Annotated in this window: 16 protein-coding genes; 7 read left to right on the top strand and 9 right to left on the bottom strand. The window is 72.6% G+C overall.

Annotation, left to right across the window (positions count from 1 at the left end; translation table 11 throughout):
- Positions 1-268: 268 nt before the first annotated feature.
- From IG54_RS0123235 to IG54_RS0123220, 4 genes are all read right to left on the bottom strand, one after another.
- On the bottom strand, positions 269-841 hold the full coding sequence (locus tag IG54_RS0123235) for a dihydrofolate reductase family protein (protein WP_030787705.1): 573 nt from the start codon (positions 839-841) through the stop codon (positions 269-271).
- 110 nt (positions 842-951) lie between these two features.
- Positions 952-2,556: a hypothetical protein gene (locus tag IG54_RS0123230; RefSeq protein ID WP_030787702.1), complete on the bottom strand. Its 1,605-nt coding sequence runs from the start codon at positions 2,554-2,556 to the stop codon at positions 952-954.
- A complete protein-coding gene (locus tag IG54_RS0123225; protein WP_030787699.1) occupies positions 2,553-3,326 on the bottom strand; it encodes an ABC transporter ATP-binding protein in 774 nt (257 codons plus the stop codon). Before IG54_RS0123225 ends, IG54_RS0123230 begins: the two co-directional genes overlap by 4 nt.
- Positions 3,327-3,465: 139 nt before the next feature.
- Positions 3,466-4,125 carry a bifunctional DNA primase/polymerase gene (locus IG54_RS0123220; protein ID WP_030787696.1) on the bottom strand — a complete coding sequence of 220 codons (660 nt, stop codon included), beginning with the start codon at positions 4,123-4,125 and terminating at the stop codon, positions 3,466-3,468.
- Between the two features lie 335 nt (positions 4,126-4,460).
- Here IG54_RS0123220 and IG54_RS0123215 point away from each other — a divergent pair, with 335 nt between their 5' ends.
- A complete protein-coding gene (locus tag IG54_RS0123215) occupies positions 4,461-5,849 on the top strand; it encodes a hypothetical protein (protein WP_030787693.1) in 1,389 nt (462 codons plus the stop codon).
- 234 nt (positions 5,850-6,083) lie between these two features.
- Positions 6,084-7,625 carry a hypothetical protein gene (locus tag IG54_RS0123210; RefSeq protein ID WP_030787690.1) on the top strand — a complete coding sequence of 514 codons (1,542 nt, stop codon included), beginning with the start codon at positions 6,084-6,086 and terminating at the stop codon, positions 7,623-7,625.
- A 39-nt stretch (positions 7,626-7,664) separates the two neighbouring features.
- Here the strand turns inward: IG54_RS0123210 and IG54_RS0123205 are convergent, their stop codons facing one another.
- Positions 7,665-8,936, bottom strand: a complete 1,272-nt coding sequence (locus tag IG54_RS0123205; RefSeq protein ID WP_030787687.1) for an ABC transporter substrate-binding protein — start codon at positions 8,934-8,936, stop codon at positions 7,665-7,667.
- A gap of 118 nt (positions 8,937-9,054) precedes the next feature.
- On the opposite strand from IG54_RS0123205, the gene IG54_RS0123200 reads away from it, so the two are divergent.
- Positions 9,055-9,555: an SCO4402 family protein gene (locus IG54_RS0123200; protein ID WP_078594392.1), complete on the top strand. Its 501-nt coding sequence runs from the start codon at positions 9,055-9,057 to the stop codon at positions 9,553-9,555.
- A 53-nt stretch (positions 9,556-9,608) separates the two neighbouring features.
- Positions 9,609-10,502 carry a formyltetrahydrofolate deformylase gene (gene purU, locus IG54_RS0123195; RefSeq protein ID WP_030787681.1) on the top strand — a complete coding sequence of 298 codons (894 nt, stop codon included), beginning with the start codon at positions 9,609-9,611 and terminating at the stop codon, positions 10,500-10,502.
- A 101-nt stretch (positions 10,503-10,603) separates the two neighbouring features.
- Here the strand turns inward: purU and IG54_RS0123190 are convergent, their stop codons facing one another.
- Positions 10,604-11,950 (bottom strand): zf-HC2 domain-containing protein, encoded by a 1,347-nt coding sequence (locus IG54_RS0123190; protein ID WP_030787677.1) that lies wholly within the window; start codon positions 11,948-11,950, stop codon positions 10,604-10,606.
- The gene (locus IG54_RS0123185; RefSeq protein WP_030787674.1) at positions 11,947-12,540 is read right to left on the bottom strand and encodes a sigma-70 family RNA polymerase sigma factor; all 594 of its coding nucleotides are present in this window, start codon (positions 12,538-12,540) and stop codon (positions 11,947-11,949) included. The genes IG54_RS0123190 and IG54_RS0123185 overlap by 4 nt, the downstream gene beginning before the upstream one ends.
- Before the next feature lie 321 nt (positions 12,541-12,861).
- On the opposite strand from IG54_RS0123185, the gene IG54_RS0123180 reads away from it, so the two are divergent.
- Complete coding sequence (locus IG54_RS0123180; protein WP_030787671.1) at positions 12,862-13,236, top strand: STAS domain-containing protein; 375 nt, start codon at positions 12,862-12,864, stop codon at positions 13,234-13,236.
- 15 nt (positions 13,237-13,251) lie between these two features.
- Here IG54_RS0123180 and IG54_RS0123175 read toward each other — a convergent pair whose 3' ends face one another.
- Positions 13,252-13,683: a hypothetical protein gene (locus tag IG54_RS0123175; protein WP_234336311.1), complete on the bottom strand. Its 432-nt coding sequence runs from the start codon at positions 13,681-13,683 to the stop codon at positions 13,252-13,254.
- Between the two features lie 203 nt (positions 13,684-13,886).
- Between IG54_RS0123175 and IG54_RS0123170 the strand changes: the two genes are divergently transcribed.
- Positions 13,887-14,399: an EF-hand domain-containing protein gene (locus IG54_RS0123170; protein WP_030787667.1), complete on the top strand. Its 513-nt coding sequence runs from the start codon at positions 13,887-13,889 to the stop codon at positions 14,397-14,399.
- 18 nt (positions 14,400-14,417) lie between these two features.
- On the opposite strand, the gene IG54_RS0123165 is transcribed toward IG54_RS0123170, so the two are convergent.
- A complete protein-coding gene (locus IG54_RS0123165; RefSeq protein WP_030787665.1) occupies positions 14,418-15,986 on the bottom strand; it encodes a class I adenylate-forming enzyme family protein in 1,569 nt (522 codons plus the stop codon).
- A 152-nt stretch (positions 15,987-16,138) separates the two neighbouring features.
- On the opposite strand from IG54_RS0123165, the gene IG54_RS0123160 reads away from it, so the two are divergent.
- On the top strand, positions 16,139-17,281 hold the full coding sequence (locus tag IG54_RS0123160; protein WP_030787663.1) for an acyl-CoA dehydrogenase family protein: 1,143 nt from the start codon (positions 16,139-16,141) through the stop codon (positions 17,279-17,281).
- The last annotated feature ends 4 nt before the right edge of the window (positions 17,282-17,285 follow it).

Here is a 17,285-nt window from a genome sequence, read left to right as displayed (position 1 = left end):
GTGCGGCGCGCGGGGCGGTTCCTAGGCTGGCGTGCACACGAGAAGGGAGGTGGTTCGGCAGATGTATCGAAACCGGACGCGTGAGGTGACTGCGGGCTAGCGGCCCGTCGTCGCACTCGAATTCGGCGCCGGACCCGCACGTGTGGTGTGTGCAGCCGGCCCTATTCCCAAGCAGTCACCCGACCCGCGAGCCGCCGGTACGTCCGGCCGGCTTCCTCCGCCCGGCCCGCCCGGCGCGGCAGGAACCACGGCTCGCGGGTCGTCTGCGTCAGCGGACGACGTCGAGGACGTTCAGCTGGAGGCCGTTGGCGTACGCCGCGTGCTCGACCAGCTTCAGCTGCTGCTTGTCCTTGTCCGCGGCGCTGAACAGCCGCTTGCCCGCGCCGAGCAGCAGCGGGAAGACCAGCAGGTGGTAGCGGTCGATCAGGCCGGCGTCCGACAGGGCGCGGTTGAGGCCGGCGCTGCCGTGCATGATGATCGGGCCGCCCTCGGTCTCCTTCAGCGCGGCCACCTCGTCCAGCGAGCGCAGGATCGTGGTCTCGCCCCAGTCCGACACCAGGTCGCCCTCGCCGAGGGTGGTGGAGACGACGTACTTGGGCATCGTCTTGTAGGAGGCGAACTCCTCCATGGCGGGCCAGACCGGGCTGAACGCCTCGTAGCTGACCCGGCCGAGCAGTATCGCGGTGGCCTCCTCCTGCTCCCGGCCCTTGATCTCGAACGCCTCCGGGAGGAACTCGATGTCCTTGAAGGTCCACCCCGAGTTCCGGTAGCCGGGTTCGCCGCCGGGGGCCTCCACGACGCCGTCGAGCGAGACGAAGGCAGAGCTGATCAGGGTGCGCATCTCGGGTCTCCAGGTATCTCGTGTATCTCATGCAACTCGTGCATCTCGTGCACCGCGTTGAACAACTGACGACCCATTTGACCGGAGGAAGTCGAGAAAGTCATCGGTCGTCAGCCCTTGCTGACCGCCGTGAGGATCTCCGGGAGGCTGCGGGCGAGACGCGGCGCCGAGAGGCGCAGCCCGCCCTCCGAGACCGCCCAGCCGTACGCCGCGCCCAGGGGGAGCAGGACCCAGCTCCAGGAGGCGGCGGCCGAGGCGTGCAGCCAGATCGTGAGGGCGAGGACCGGGGCGCACAGCAGGGCCGCCGCGACCATCCCGCCGAAGATGGAGATCCAGGCGAGGCCCGTCTGGCCGGGGGCCACGTTCTTGTAGCCCTCCTGCGGGATCGAGTACGGGAACCGGGCCGAGGACCAGGCGCCCGTCGCCAGCATCGCGCCGAGCAGCGCGAAGGAGAGCCCGAGGGCCTCCGGCAGGGCGGGCCAGTCACCGAGCACCGCCGTGGTGAGGACGGTGACCAGCGTGGCGTACGGGAGGGTGATCAGCAGCAGCGCCAGCGCACGGCCCCGCAGCTCCACGTACGCGTCGCGGGTCGAGGAGATCGTCATCGCCACCATCCAGAACGCCGAGGTGTCCTGGCCGAACTGGTTGTACATGAGGATCCCGAGCATCCCCGCCGCGAAGCACGCGAAGTACACCGATCCCGTGCCCTGGATGGCGTTGAAGAGCGGCACGATCAGGCCGATGGCCAGGGACGTCACCCAGGCCGCCTTCGTCTTCGGATCGCGCCGGACGTACCGCAGGCCGCGTGCCATGACGGTGCCGGTGCGCCCGGCGGGGAGCAGCCCGCCGAGGGCGCCGAAGGCGCGTGAGGTGTCCTTCTGCGGTTCCGCGGCGGCCGATGTGGAGCCGTCCGGTGTCGTCATCAGGCGGGTCAGGCTGTGCTGCCAGAGCGCGAGGAGCGCCACCAAGGCGGCGGCGGAGAGGAGGAGTTGCGCCGCGCCGGTCGCGTACGAGCCCTCGCTCACGGAGTCCACCGCGCCGAGCGCCGCCGCCGGGGGGACCCAGCGCACGACGGCCGCCGCCGGGTCGAGCGTGGACAGTCCGGACGAACCGAGCGTCTGGGCACCGAAGTTGACGGCCTGCGCGCCGATCGCGATGAGCAGGCCGCTCAGGACCGCGAGGTCACGGCCCTTGCGGCTGGTGAGCAGGCGGATGTTGGCGGCGGCGACCGCGCGGGCGAGGGCCACGCAGGTCAGCACGGTGAGCGCGGTCGCGAGGAAGCCGGTGGCCGCGGCCGCCGCGCCGCGGGCGAGCGCGATCGTCGCGCCGACGGCGAGGCAGAGCGTGAACAGCGGACCGATGCCGACCAGCGACGCCACGAGCAGCGCCCGCACCAGCGGCCGGGGCCGCAGCGGCAGCATCACCAGGCGGGTCGGGTCGAGGGTCTCGTCGCCGCTCGGGAAGAACAGCGGCATGACCGCCCAGCCGAGCGCGAGGACCGCGCCGAGCAGGACGCAGACGGTGGCGGCGTGCGGGTCGCCGCGCAGCGCGATCAGGCCGAGGAGCTGGAGCGCGGCGAGGAGGAGGGCGAAGCCGACCGAGGCGATGTAGGCGGCCCGGCGCCCGGCCGACTGCCGCAGGCCGTTGCGCAGCAGCGACAGCTTCAGGCGTACGAGGACGGGGGTGATCGCCGACGCGTGCGCGACGGCCGTCATCGCGCCCCACCGCCCAGCCAGTCGAGATCGGAGCCCGCGTCACGGCCGTGCGCGCCGACGAGTTCGAGGAACGCCCGCTGGAGCGAGGGCGCCGCGCCGCGCACCTCGGCGAGGGTGCCCTGGGCGCGGATGCGGCCCGCGGCCATGACGGCGACCCAGTCGCAGAGCGACTCGACCAGCTCCATGACGTGGGAGGAGAAGACGACGGTGGCGCCGGACGTGGTGTAGCGCTCCAGGACGCCGCGGATCGTCTGGGCCGACACGGGGTCGACGCCCTCGAACGGCTCGTCGAGGAAGAGCACTTCGGGGTTGTGGAGCAGCGCGGCGGCGAGACCGATCTTCTTGCGCATGCCGGTGGAGTAGTCGACGACGAGTTTGTGCTGGGCGCCCGCGAGGTCGAGTACGTCGAGGAGCTGGGTCGCGCGCTTGTCGACCTCGGCGCCGGGCAGGCCGCGCAGGCGTCCGGTGTACGCGAGCAGCTCGCGCCCCGAGAGCCGCTCGAAGAGGCGCAGGCCCTCGGGGAGTACGCCGATACGGGCCTTGACCTGGACGGGATCGCGCCACACGTCGTGGCCGACGACCTCGACGGTGCCCTGGTCCGGTCGGAGCAGGCCGGTGACCATGGAGAGGGTGGTGGTCTTCCCGGCGCCGTTCGGCCCGACCAGACCGATGAACTTGCCCGCGGGCAGGGCCAGATCGATCCCGGCCACCGCGATCTGCTCCCCGAACCGCTTCCAGAGCCCCTGAACCCGTACCGCCGCCGAAGCCACCTCGGTCACCGCGCCGCCCTCCGTCGCTGCCTGTCCCGTGGCCGCACGATACGGGGCAGCGCCCCGGAGGGGCGCGGGGAACTGCGCGACCAGCCCCATCCGACCCGCGGACAGAGGACCGCCCAACCCGCGGAGCGATTCAGCGCCGGGCCTCCCGGCCGCACGCATACGCCAGGGGCGAGATGATCTCCTCCACGTCCGGCAGCCAGCGGTTGGCGGCGGTCGGGCGGCAGGCCCACTGGACCGCGCCCGAGGCGCCGAAGCGGGTCGGGGGAGCGGCCACGTAGGCGCCCTCGCCGAGCGCGACCAGGTCGATGGCGGCCGGGGGCCAGCCGAGCTTGCGGACGAGGTCGGGCACCTTGGCGGTGGCGCCGGGGAGTACGAAGAACTGCATACGCCGGTCCGGCGTGCAGGTCACGGGGCCGAGCGTCAGCTCCATGCGTTCCATGCGGGCGAGGGCGAGGAACCCGGCGGTCTCGGGCACGTCGATCGCGTCGAACGTACGCCCGGTGGGCAGCAGGATCGACGCCTTGGGCTGCTTCTGCCACAGCCGCCGGGCCACGGTCGCGCTGCCGGTGGCCTGGGTCGGCCAGTCCTCGCGCGCCGGGTGTGCGCCGGGTGAGGCGCACGCGGTGTCGCCGCACGAGCAGTGCTCGGTGCCCTCGGCCGACTCCAGCCAGGTACCGGGGAAGATGTCCCAGTGGCGCTCCTCCGCGTATCGCACGGCCGTGTCCAGCAAGGCCTCTCCGCGCTGCTTCGGGATCTGCGCGGCTGACGTGACTCCGATGGTCTCTTCCACGGAGTTCTCAACTCCCGCCACCCCTACGGGTTACGGGCGCACGCGAGGGCGGAGGAGGAGCATCGATCCTGCGAGCGGGGCGCATGGGTGCACGGCCGGGGGCGCGCATGGGAAATGGCATCCATGTGCGGGTAGCCAGCTCAAGGGCAATCAGAAGGCGCCTCGGAGGAAGTCTCTGGGGAGATTCGTACATTTTCGTACTTGTTGTTCTTCATTGCTTCTTATGCCTCTTTCGTGGCGCATCTTCGCCTTGCCCCAAGGGCATTGATCGTCGTGAGACGGCCCCGGCGGCCGCCTCGTCTTTGATGGTCCACGGTGCACACAGGGGGTAAGCCATGGCCGCCAGGCCACTCGTCGCACGGCAGCCCAACGAACGGCTGCAAGCGCTCATCCAGGAAGCCGGCTGCTCCAACGCCGGTCTCGCCCGCCGGGTCAACATGTGCGGCGCGGAGCACGGTCTCGATCTGCGCTACGACAAGACGTCGGTGGCCCGCTGGCTGCGCGGGCAGCAGCCGCGCGGGCGGGCACCCGGCATCATCGCGGAGGCGCTCGGCCGCAAACTGGGCCGGACCGTCACCATCGACGAGATCGGCATGGCGAACGGCAAGAACCTCGCCTCGGGCGTGGGACTCCAGTTCTCGCCGACCGTCCTCGGCGCCATCGAGCAGGTCTGCGAGCTGTGGCGCAGCGATGTGGGCCGCCGCGACTTCCTCTCCGGTTCGACCGTGGCCGCCTCCGCGCTCGTCGAGCCCAGCCGCGACTGGCTGATCTCCTCGACGGACCCGCAGGTCGGAAGGACCGCGGGGCCGCGCGTCGGGATGGCGGACGTCGCGGCGGTCAAGGCGATGACGGAGGCGCTGACCCGCCTCGACCACCAGTACGGCAGCGGGCATGTGCGTCCCGTCGTCGTGCACTACCTCAACTCCGTGGTCTCCGGGCTGCTCGCGGGCTCCTACCGGGAAGCGGTCGGGCGTGAACTGTTCGCCGCCGTCGCGCGGTTGACGGAGCTGGCGGGCTACATGGCCGTGGACACGGGCCAGCCGGGCCTCGCCCAGCGCTACTATATCCAGGCGCTGCGGCTCGCGCAGGCGGCCGGGGACCGGGGCTACGGCGGTTACGTGCTCGCGGCCTCGATGAGTCACCTCGCCGCCCAGCTCGGAAATCCGCGCGAGATCGCGCAGTTGGCGCGGGCCGCGCAGGAGGGGACGCGCGGGCGGGTCACGCCCCGCGCCGAGGCGATGTTCTTCGCCGCCGAGGCGCGTGGACACGCGCTGCTCGGGGACGCGCGGGCCACCCAGGTGGTGGCGGGCCGGGCGATCGAGGCGATGGACCGGGCGGCCGGCGAGGCGGACTCGGGCGACGACCCGGTGTGGATCCGGCACTTCGACCATGCGTATCTGGCCGATGAAATGGCGCATTGTCACCGGGACTTGGGCCAGGCGGACGCGGCGGCGCGCAGCGCGCAGGAGTCCCTCGACGGACATCCGGAGACGCGGGCCAGGCGCCGCGCGATCGGCCTGGTCCTGCTCGCCACGGCACAGGTCCAGCGGCGCGAGGTCGAACAGGCCTGCCACACGGGCATGAAGGCCGTCGAACTCCTCGGCACCCTGCGGTCCAACCGCGGCGCGGAGTACCTGGAGGACTTCCAGCAGCGCCTTGAGCCCTACCGGGAGGAGCCGGTGGTAAGGGAGTTCGGGGCGCGGGTCGACGTCCAGGCGGCGTGAGGCGCGCGGGCTCGCGTTGTACAGCGTCCTGGCGGGAGGTTTTGTTACTCCCGCCACTGGGCATGAGCTGCTGTTCCGAGCTGCGTGGCAGAGGGACACGGGGACCCGGTAGCGTGAGCCGACGGTTCCGTAGGTCCCCCATACGTAGGAGTCCCGGTGACGCAGCAGAGCGGTCAGGGCGCTGCTTCCTCCGATCCGCGGCAGCCCGCGGACCGGCCAGCCCACGAGGGCGTCGTGCTGCCCGCGGACGGCAGCGAACCGCTGCTTCCCGGCACCGCGGGCCGGGAGACCACCCCGGCGGGCGGCACCCCCTGGGGCCAGCCCTGGGGGCCCGAGACGGCCGGCCCACCGCCGGGCGGCCGGGGCGGGCAGTGGGAGACCCAGCAGCCGCAGGCCATGCCGCTGCCTCCGGAGGGCGCGGGCACCTCGTACGGCTCGGGCGCCTCGTACGGCCAGGATGCTTCGTACGGCACGGACGCCTCGTACGGCACTGGCGCCTCCTATGGCGCGTACGAGGGCCAGGGGTACGGCGGTCAGCAGGGGTACGCCCCTCAGTCCCCCGAGCAGCCCCAGCGGCCCGCCCAGGGTGACGCCTCTTACGGCGGGCAGCGGATGCCTCTGCCGCCGCTCGGGCAGGGCGGCGCCCCGCTGCCCCCCGTCGACGCGCCGGGCCCCGCCTCCGACGCCGAGGCCACGCAGTACATCGCGCCCGTGCCCGCCGCCGGTGCCGACGAAGGGGCCACGCAGTACATACCCCCGGTGGGACCCGGCGCCCTGCCGCCCGAGGCTCCCGCCGCCGACGCCACGCAGTTCCTCGGCCGTGCCCAGGACCCCGCGCCCGCCGCGCCCGCCGCCGCGTCCGACAGCGAACCCACCCAGTTCATCGCGCCCGTCCCCGGCGGCAGCGGCCCCGCGGGTCACGCGGCGCCGCCCGAGCCGGGCGCCGCGCCCTACGGCATCCGTCCCGGCGCACCCGGTGACCGGCAGCCGCCCGCCGAGTTCGACAGCCTCTTCCGCGCCGAACCGGGCGCCGAGGGGCCCGCGTCCACCCAGCAGATGCCCCGCTTCGAGGCCCCGGGCACCCCGGCTCCGGCCCCGGCACCCGGGCCGGCCCCCGCGGGCCATGGCCACGGCGGCCGCCGTAACCGCACCGGATCGAAGGTGCCGCTCATCGCCGCGATCGGCATCGGCATCGCCGTGCTCGGCGTCGGCGCCGGCGCGCTCCTCAGCTCCGGTGGCGGTGACGACGCGGAGGCGGACGACAGCAAGCCCGTCTCCGCGCCCGCGCCCGCCGACGAGCGGCCCTCACCCACCGCCGACCCCGCCAAGGCGCAGGCCGTCGCCCTGGACAAGCTGCTCGCCGACAGCAACAACAGCCGTGACATGGTCATCGCCGCCGTGCGCAACGTCGGCAAGTGCCAGAACCTGAGCCAGTCGGCGACCGACCTGCGCGCCGCCGCCAAGCAGCGCAACGGCCTGGTCACGCGCCTCGCCGGGTTGAAGGTCGACAAGCTCCCGGCCAACGACCTGCTGACCTCGTCCCTCAACCGGGCCTGGAAGGCGTCCGCGTCCGCCGACAGCCACTACGCCGCGTGGGCGGACCAGGTGGCCGGCAAGAAGGGGTGCAGGAAGGGCCACGCCCGCAGCACCCCGCAGCAGGGCGCGGGCAACCGCGCGAGCGGCCAGGCGACCAGCGCCAAGGAGCAGGCGGCCAACCACTGGAACGCGATCGCCCGCAAGTACGGGCTGACCACGCGCGAGAAGTCCCAGCTGTAGGTCCCGGCCGGGACGGTCCGCGGAAACCGCCGGGGCGGGCTACGCGGACTGCTCCAGCGTCTGCTCCACGTCCACGAACCCCTTGCGCGCCGGGACGAACTTCCCGTCCCGCACGACCTGGAACGTGACACCCGAGTTGATCAGGCGCGGGAACTCGCTGGCCGCGATCAGGTCCTCGAAGCGCCACCTCAGCGTCGGTGTGAGGCCGCCCGTCCCGACGCGCAGGCCGCCGTCGAGAGCGCGCCGCAGCGAGAGGGCCGAGACCTCGCCGCCGTCCAGCGACTCGACGACCTGCTTCAGGACGGTGTACGCGATCCACGTCGTCTGGACGCCCGCGTCGGCCGGGTCGACGCGGTTGTCGCCGAACGCCTGCTCGCGGATGACCTTGCGCATCTCGGACCAGCGGGGGTCGCCCGCGGGCGGGTACCAGCCGGTGACGTACGCCCCTTCGTAGGGGCCGCTCGCGCCGCCGGTGCGGTCGACGAGCGACTGGTCGACGCTGCCGAGCACGGAGGAGATCCGTACCGGCGGATAGTCGTCCTTGGTGCGCCGGAACGAGTCGTAGAAGGTGTCGGTGCGGGCCCCGAGCGCGGCCGTCACACAGCCGTGCTCGGCGCCCGCGTGCTTGAGGGCCTGCTCGGCCTGCGGGGTCAGGTCGGTGCCGTCCTCGGGGGCGCGGATGTCGGCGACGGGCTTGTGGTGGCCGTCGCGGAGCCCGGAGTTGAGCAGCTTGGGCAGCTCGTCACCGGCGAGGGTGTCGGGGCGGACCAGGGCGACGCGGTCGCAGCGGGCGGCGAGCTGGCGGCCGTTGCCCGCGAGAAGCGCCGGTTCGCCGCCGTTGACGGGGTAGGACAGCGGGCTGCTGAACTCGTCGTCGGTGATGCCGTAGCCGCCGATGTAGGGGATGCCCGCCAGTTCCAGCGGGGCGAGGAAGGAGCGTCCGTGCTGGCTGTACGCGCCGACGACGGCCACCACGTCCTCGTCGACCGCCTCGCGGGCGCAGCCGGCGGCACCGACCGGGTCGTTGTGGTCGTTGCAGGTGAGGACCTTCAGCTCGCGGCCGTCGATGCCGCCGTGCGCGTTGACCCAGCGCGCGTAGGCCTGCGCCATGGCGGGGACGCCGGGCTTGTTGGTGGCCTTGGTCTTCTCGGGGGCCCAGGTCATGACGGTGATGGGGTCGTCCCTGGAACCCCCCGTGGTCCCAGGGATGACCCCGCACCCGGCTATCAGGGACGTACACGCCGCCGCTGCCGCGGCGAGTACCGCGGTTTTGGAGGGGCGGGGGAGGAAGGTGCGTCGCCGGCCGGTCATGTCCCCGCACGATGCCGTTGGAGGGCCAACCGTGGAGTGACTCGTTCTCAACGGACCGTGACATGAAGGTGAACGGGCGGGGGCCGATTCGAGTGCACGAGGTGGGAACGTACGATCGATGACCGTGCAAGGTTCGGAGAACTCTTCCCGTCGCGGCCGTCGCTCCAGCACCATGGGCGGCATGCCGACCAATGACATGCCGTGGTGGCGCTGGCGCAGCAACGTGCGCTCGGCGCTGCACATGCTCTCCGACCCCGACTTCCAGCGTGAGTGCTGGCTCGCGGGGCGCGAGGAGTACGGGGACGTGACCGACGCCGTGTACCGGCTGGTCGAGGACACGTGGCTGGACAACTGGTCCGCGGAGAAATACGTCGGGACGATCTTCCGGGACCCGCAGGAGGCGGCGCTCGTCGACACGGCCGTGCTGCGGGTCCTGCGGATCATGCACGAGGTCGGGCCCGACGCGATGGTCTCCGTCTACCTGGAGCACCCGGGCTGGCCGGACGCCGTGCGGGCCGCGCGGGACGCGCACGTGCGGCTCGCGGCGGGCGACGGGGAGGACCCCGACGAGGCCCCGCGCACGCTGGAGGTGCTGCGGATCCTGACCAGGTCCGCCTGAGCCCGGCCGGACGCCTGCCCGCGGCGCCCGTCGCATATGGGAACCTTGGCCGCATGAATGAGCAGTCCGCCGCCGCCCCCGCCGCCTCCGCCGCTCCCGCTGAGCAGTACGTCCTCACCCTCTCCTGCCCCGACAAGCAGGGCATCGTGCACGCCGTGTCGAGCTACCTCTTCATGACCGGCTGCAACATCGAGGACAGCCAGCAGTTCGGTGACCACGACACCGGGCTGTTCTTCATGCGCGTCCACTTCTCCGCCGAGGCGCCGGTCACCGTCGACAAACTGCGGGCCAGCTTCGCCGCGATCGGCGACTCCTTCCACATGGACTGGCAGATCCACCGCGCCGAGGACCGGATGCGGGTCGTCCTGCTGGTCTCGAAGTTCGGGCACTGCCTGAACGACCTGCTGTTCCGTTCGCGGATCGGGGCGCTGCCGGTGGAGATCGCCGCGGTCGTCTCCAACCACACGGACTTCGCCGAGCTGGCCGCCTCGTACGACATCCCCTTCCACCACATTCCGGTGACCCGGGACAACAAGCCGCAGGCCGAGGCGCAGCTGCTGGAGATCGTGCGCTCCGAGGACGTGGAGCTGGTCGTCCTGGCCCGCTATATGCAGGTGCTCTCGGACGACCTGTGCAAGGAGCTGAGCGGGCGGATCATCAACATCCACCACTCGTTCCTGCCGAGCTTCAAGGGCGCGAAGCCGTATCACCAGGCGCACGCGCGCGGGGTCAAGCTGATCGGCGCCACCGCGCACTATGTGACGGCCGACCTCGACGAGGGGCCGATCATCGAGCAGGAGGTCGAACGGGTGGGCCACGACGTGACCCCCGACCAGCTGGTCGCGATCGGCCGCGACGTGGAGTGCCAGGCGCTGGCGCGAGCCGTGAAGTGGCACGCGGAGCGCAGGATCCTGCTGAACGGGCGGCGGACGGTGGTCTTCGCGTAGCTCCGCGGGTGGCCCGGGTGCGGGCCGTCGTGGGTTTCTGAGCGCCGCTGCGCGGCGAGCTTCCCGCCCGCCCATCCACCCACCCGTCTCGGCCCTCGGGGCTACAGCCTGCTCAGGGAGGCCGCCGCGAACAGGACGTCCCGGATCGCCTCGCGGTCGCCGTCCTGGCCCGCGGCCGCTTCCACCGGCGAGACGTGACCCGCGGCGAGGCGGCAGAACTCGACGCCGTCCAGGGCCACATGCGCGACCTCCCGGTCGGCCGAGGCGACCGCCGCCGGTGAGTCGAGCGGGATGAGCCACTCGCCGCCGCCGAGTCCCTCGATCTCCAGACGCAGGGTGCGGCCCGGCGTGCCCGCCGCGACCAGGCCGCGGGGCGGCGCGGCGAGCCCGGAGCGCCGGCGGTCGGCCAGCGTGCCGGGAAGCAGCCGGGCGGCGAGGGCGATCATGTGGTGGAGGTGCCGGGGCGCGGGCGGGTCGTAGGGGTAGTCGACGGCCTCGGCGATGTCGCCCGCGTGGATCCAGCACTCGAAGGCGCGGTCCACCATGGCGTCCCGCAACGGCAGCTCGATCTTCTGCCCGGCCCGGGCGGCCGGGTCGGCCGCCGGCACCGTCCCGTACGGCACGGGGAGCCGCCCCGAGCCGTCACCCGCGAACGACACCGTGCGCACGATCTCGTGCGTCTGGTCGCGCCAGGGGCCCCGCACCGCGCGCGTGGGCGGGAAGTGCGAGGCGTGCCAGTACGCCTCGGTGCGCCGGGTGGGGTGCTGCGGGCCCGCGGCCTCCGGGCCGAGCGGGTCGTCGAGGCCGAGGGCGAGCCCGACCAGGCCGTCGACGGCGAGGAGATGCGCGATCACCCCGGCGACGGTGGACTTCCGGGTCACCGGGCCGTCCTGCTCGAACCAGCGCAGCCGCACCGGAGCGTGCCACTCCGAGTCGCCGATGTCCCGCAGCAGCGCGTCGAGGCGGGCGCTCTCCGCGTCGTAGGGCACGGCCCACTCGGGCACCGGGATGCGCGGCGGGCGTCGGCCGAGGCAGCTCTCCAGGACGCGGGTGCGCAGCCCGGGGTCGAGATCGAGGCTCTCCTCGGGGTGCAGCAGGCCGACGGCGTCACGCAGCCGCAGCGCCTCCTCCGCGCAGGGCCCGCACTCGCCCAGGTGCTCCTCCACGGCGGTCGCCTCGGCCGCGGAGCACGCGGCGAGCGCCCAGGCGCCGAGCAGGGACTTCAGGATCTGGTGCTCCAGGACGAGCGGTTCGGGCGGGGGAGGCGGTGGCACCTCCCAGGTGATCGCGTCCGGGGCCGGGTCGGGCAGGGGCAGGCCGGTGTCCTCTATGGAGGAGCGCGGCAGCGGTATGCGCGGGGCGTCGCGCCGCTGCCCGCCGGGATCGGGGCCGGGGCCTTCGGGCCCGTGGGGCTCCTCGTACGGCTCGGGGCGGTCGGAGCCGGTCACAGCGCTGTCCCGTATCCCGGCGGGCCGGGGGCCGGGCTCGCGGAGGGGTCCGCGGTGTCGTGGGCCGTCGAGAGGAGCTGGAGGCCGAGGCGGAGCCTGCGCCGGGCCTCGTCCTCGGTCACGCCGAGGTCGGCCGCCGTCTGGCGGTAGTCGCGCCGCCGGAAGTACGCCAGCTCCAGGGCTTTGCGCAGCGGGGTCGGCATGGCCGTCACGATGTAGTCGGCGCGGGCCGCGGCCGAGGCGCGGCGGACCTTGCGCTCCAGGTCCTCCGGGGTGCCCTCGCCGCCGAGGGCGAGGGCGGCGGACTCGGTCTGGCGGAGCCTGCGGACGGCCCGCTGGTGGGTGAGCGTGGCGATCCAGGAGCGCAGGGGGCCCTGCCGGGGGTCGTACGCGTCGGGGTTCTCCCAGACGTGGGAGAAGACCTCGCGGGTGATGCGGTCGGCGGCGCACTCGTCGCCGAGGACCCGGTGGGCGAGGCCGTGCACGAGCGAGGCGAAGCGGTCGTACAGCTCGCCCAGCGCGGCGGCCTCCCCGTGCGCGAGCCGCTGCTGCATCCGGCGGTCCCAGCGCCGCGGCGCGTCCTTCGGCATGCGGCCCCCTCGTGCGCTTGCCTTGTCCTGCCCTGTGCTTCGGCCCTGTCCTTCGACGTGTTTCGACGTCCTTCGACGGTACCGCCTGTTTCTGACTACTCCTCGAATGTAGTCGGCGGCACTGACAGCGGGCTCCTGTTTATGGCAAAGCGCGAGCCCGGCCCGACACCGGATGATATTGACGGTGGAGCCTTGGTGTTTCATGGGAGAGCGGTGGGGCAGCCGCAGCAGAACGAAGCGTAAGGACCGCTTCCGGATCACTCCGGGCGCCGGGTCACTCCGGACGGGCGGGACGGGCATGGCGAGCGGGAGGCATGGCGCGTGACGCTCAAGGTGGTGGTGGGCGAGGAGTGCGGCTGGGCCGTGCTGCGCGTGTCCGGCGAGATGGACCTGCTGACCTCACCCGTGCTGCGCCAGCGCGTGCATGACGCGGTGGCGGACGGCCGCCGCAGCGTCGTCCTCGACCTCTCCGACGTGCTGTTCTGCGATTCCAGCGGCGTCGGCGTGCTGATCGCCACGCGCCGTCTGATCCGCTCCTGCCAGGGTCGGCTGCGGCTGATCCTGCCCGCGCAGGGCGCCGTCGACGGCTCGCACGTCAACCGCGTCCTCGCCGCCCTCGGCGTACGCAGGCTCTTCGAGGTCTACCCGGACGTCGTGGCGGCCCTCGACGAGGAGGCGGCCCCGCTCTCCGCCTGAACCTGCCCCAGGACGTCACACGTGCCGCTGGGCCGCCGCCACGAAGGCGTTGATCGCGTCCCGCGAGACGCGGCGCCGCTCCGCCAGTCCGTCGCGGTCGTCGGCCCTGTGCACGTCGGCGACCTGGTCGAGCGTCTCCCAGGCCAGCCGCACCAGTTCGGCGTCGCTGGTGAGCAACTGCACACGGAACAGCGCCTCCTGGGCCTCGGACCGCATCTCGTAGGAGCGGAAGCGCGCCTCCTCGCCGTCATCGGGGCGGTTCTCGTGCCTGCTGAACCAGCGGTCGACCAGGATCCGCCGGTAGTTGACCAGCGCGCCCGCGTACGCGCAGTAGGCGTCGATCCGCTCCTGCCGCAGCTTCTCGCCGCGGGTGAACTCCTCCGTCCGTTCGATCGCCTTGCGCTGGAAGGCGTGGGTGATGCCCGCGCCCAGGAGAGTTCCCAACACCGCTATGACACTCGCCGCGACCGCTTCCACGCGCACAGTTCAGCACATCGTCCCCGTGCCACACCCGTGTCCCGGAATATGGGCGGTCTTGCCACAAGCAGGGCTTTCCGGCCTCCGGGCGGCCTGCGACGACGTACGCTCGCTGCCGGGGTACCCACCCCTTGAAGTGCACCCAACCGCGGAAGTGAGGCGGCCCGAAGACCATGGACAGTGCCGAGTACGAGCGTAGGATCGCGGCCCGGTTCGCCACCTTCGACCAGGACGGCAACAAGTACATCTCCCGTGAGGACTTCAGTACGGCGGCGGCAGCCCTGTGCAAGGAGTTCGGCGCGACGGCGCGGTCCGACAAGGGGCAGGCGCTCTACATCGGCGCCGAGGCGTTCTGGCAGGGCATGGCCGGAATCGCGGACCGCGACGGGGATCAGCGGATCACCCGGGACGAATTCGTGGGCGGCGCGGTGAAGCGGCTGCGGGACAGCCCCGAGCGGTTCGCCGAGATCGCGCGGCCCTTTCTGCACGCGGCGATCGCGATCGCCGACGCCGACGGCGACGGGGCGCTCGCCCCTGGCGAGGCCGAGCGGGCGCTCAGGGCGCTCGGTGTGCCCGCGGAAACCGCCGCGGCGACGGCGGGCGCCCTCGACGCGGACGGCGACGGCAAGGTGGCCGAGCAGGAGATCGTGACGGCCTTCGCGGAGTACTTCACGGTTCCCGAGTGAGGGCCGCCGGCATGGGCTCTACGCCTGCGAGAAGCGCTCCCTCAGTTTGTACTTGAGGACCTTGCGCAGTGTCTCGTTGCGGGGAAGCGCCTCGACGACCTCCAGCTGTTCCGGCAGCTTGTAGGGGGAGAGGCCTTCCCCGCGCAGATACGAGGTGACCTCCTCCAGGGTCAACGGCTCGGTCTGCGCGCACTGTTCGACGACCGCGCAGACCCGCTCCCCGCGTTCGGGGTCCGGCAGGCCGACGACCGCCACGTCCGCCACGGCCGGATGCCGGTGGAGCAGGTCCTCGATCTCCTTGGCCGAGATGTTCTCGCCCTTGCGGATGATGACGTCCTTCGCACGCCCGGTGAGCACCAGATGGCCGCTCTTCCTGAGGTGGCCGAGGTCGCCGGTGATCAGGAAACCCTCGGCGTCGAAGGCGGCGGCGCTCTGGTCCGGGTCGACGTACCCCTGGCAGACGGCCTCGCCGCGCAGCCGGATCTCACCGTCCGTCTCCGGGGGCAGCTCCTCGCCGCCGGGGCCGGTGACGCGGATCTCCATGCCGGACGGGGGCCGCCCCTCGGTCGTCGCCAGGTTCTCCGCCGTGTCGTCCGGGTCGCCCATGGTGATCATCGGGACCTCGGTCATGCCGTACCCGTGGGTGAGCTGACAGCCCAGCTCGCGTACGACGGCGTGGTAGATCTCCGGTGGCTTGGGCGCCCCGCCGCCCGCCAGGAGCCGCAGGGTCGGGATGGCCTTCTCGCCCGCCGGCCGCTTGCGCTGCTCGGCGAGGAACATCGAGTAGAAGGCCGTCGAGCCGCCCGCCACGGTCACCCCGTGCCGCCGGTAGCCGTCGAGCGCTTCCGGCAGCGCGAAGTGCTCGAACATCACCGCGGGGAAGCCGTACAGGAGCAGCATCACCGTGTAGTCGGGGCCCGCGATGTGCGCGAAGGGGAACGCCATCGAGCCGACGTCCGTCGCCCTCGGACGCAGGGCGTGGGCCAGGCACGAGCCGCCCGCGATCAGCGAACGATCCGTGTGGCGCACGCCCTTGGGGTCGGACGTGGTGCCCGACGTCCAGTAGATCCAGCACACCGACGTGCCCTCGGAGGGCGGCGGGGGCAGGACGGACGGGTCGGCCTCGGGCAGGTCGTCGTACGCCTCGAAGACTCCTGCGGCGCCGAGCCGCCGGGCCATCTCCGTGTGGTCGAAGCCGCGCCACACCCCGGGCACCGCGAAGAACTCCGCCCCCGACTCCCGCAGCGCGAAGCCGACTTCGCGGTCGCGGTAGAAGGGGATGACCGGCGACTGGATCGCCCCCACGCGCGCGAGGGCGAAGGAGAGCAGGGCGGTCTCCACGCGCGTGGGCAGCTGCCAGGCGACGACGGTGCCGGGGCGTACGCCCATGCCGTAGAGCCCGGCCGCGACGCGTTCGGCGCGCTCGCGCAGGCCGCCGAAGGTGAGCGTGCGGTCGTCGGCGGGGTCGGCGGCGGCCTGGATGAGGACGGGCGCGTCGGGAGTGAGGGCCGCGCGGCGCTCGATCAGCTCCCAGAGGGTGCGGCAGGCGGCCAGTTCGTACGCGGTCTCGACCTCCGAGGCCTTCATGCGGCCCCCTTCCCGTCCGTACGCCGTTGAACTGACGGTCAGTCAGATAGTCCCGAGAGCGTAAGCCCCGGCGCCTTGTCGGTCCAGGGGCACGGGCCTAGGCTGCTATCTGACGGGACGTCAGGTAGCCTGTCCGGACACGTAGGAGCCGCATGGACCTCACGTACACCGAGGAGGAGGAAGCTTTCCGGGCCGGCCTGCGGGAATGGCTCCCGACGGCGCTCTCGAAGCTCCCCGAGCGGCCCTCTCCCCACGACTGGCCCGGACGGCGCGCGTACGACACCGCGTGGCAGCGCACCCTGTACGACGCGGGCTACGGCCACGTGCACTGGGACGCGTCCCCCACCCAGCGGCTGATCTTCCTGGAGGAGACGGAGAAGGCGGGCGCCCCCTATGTGGGCGCCAACTTCGTGGGCCTGCTCCACGCGGGGCCGACCATCGCCTCCGAAGGGACGCCCGAACAGCGCGCCCGGTGGCTGCCGCCCGTGCTGCGCGGCGAGGAGGTGTGGTGCCAGGGCTTCAGCGAACCCGACGCGGGCTCCGACCTCGCCTCGCTGCGCACGCGCGCGTGGCGCGACGGCGACCACTACGTAGTGAGCGGGTCCAAGATCTGGACCTCCCACGCGGAAGTCGCCGACTGGTGCGAACTCCTCGTACGTACGACACCGGTGAGCGAGGCCGTGCCGAAGCACCGGGGCATCACCTGGCTCGCGATGCCGATGGACGCCCCCGGGATCACCGTGCGCCCGCTGCGGACCCTCGCGGGCTCCACGGAGTTCGCCGAGATGTTCCTCGACGAGGTGCGGGTCCCGGTGGCCCACCGCGTAGGGGACGAGAACGACGGCTGGCGCGTGACCATGGTGACCCTCTCCTATGAGCGGGGCACCGCCTTCGTGGGCGAGGTGGTGGCCTGCCGCCGCGTGCTCGGCGAGATCGCGCGTGAGGCCCGTAGGAACGGCCGCTGGGACGACCCCGCGCTGCGCCGCCGGCTCGGGCGCCTCGCCGCGGAGTTCTCGGCGCTGTGGCGGCTCACGCAGTGGAACGTGAGCGAGGCGCAGCGGACCGGCGGCGTGCCCGGCGCGGGCGGCTCGGTGTTCAAGCTGCGGTACTCGCACGCACGCCAGGAGCTGTACGACGCCGCCGCACACGTGCTCGGCGATGACGCGCTCGACCTCGGGCACGAATGGACCCTGGACCGGCTCTCCTCCCTGGCGTACACGATCGCCGCGGGGACCTCGCAGATCCAGCGGAACATCGTGGCCGAGCGGATCCTCGGCCTCCCGAAGGGGCGGTGACCGT

The sequence above is a fragment of the Streptomyces sp. NRRL S-920 genome (genome assembly GCF_000717945.1).
GTDB lineage: Bacteria > Actinomycetota > Actinomycetes > Streptomycetales > Streptomycetaceae > Streptomyces > Streptomyces alboniger.
The sequence above is the reverse complement of the archived record's forward strand: the minus strand, read 5'-3'. Positions and strand labels throughout refer to the sequence as shown.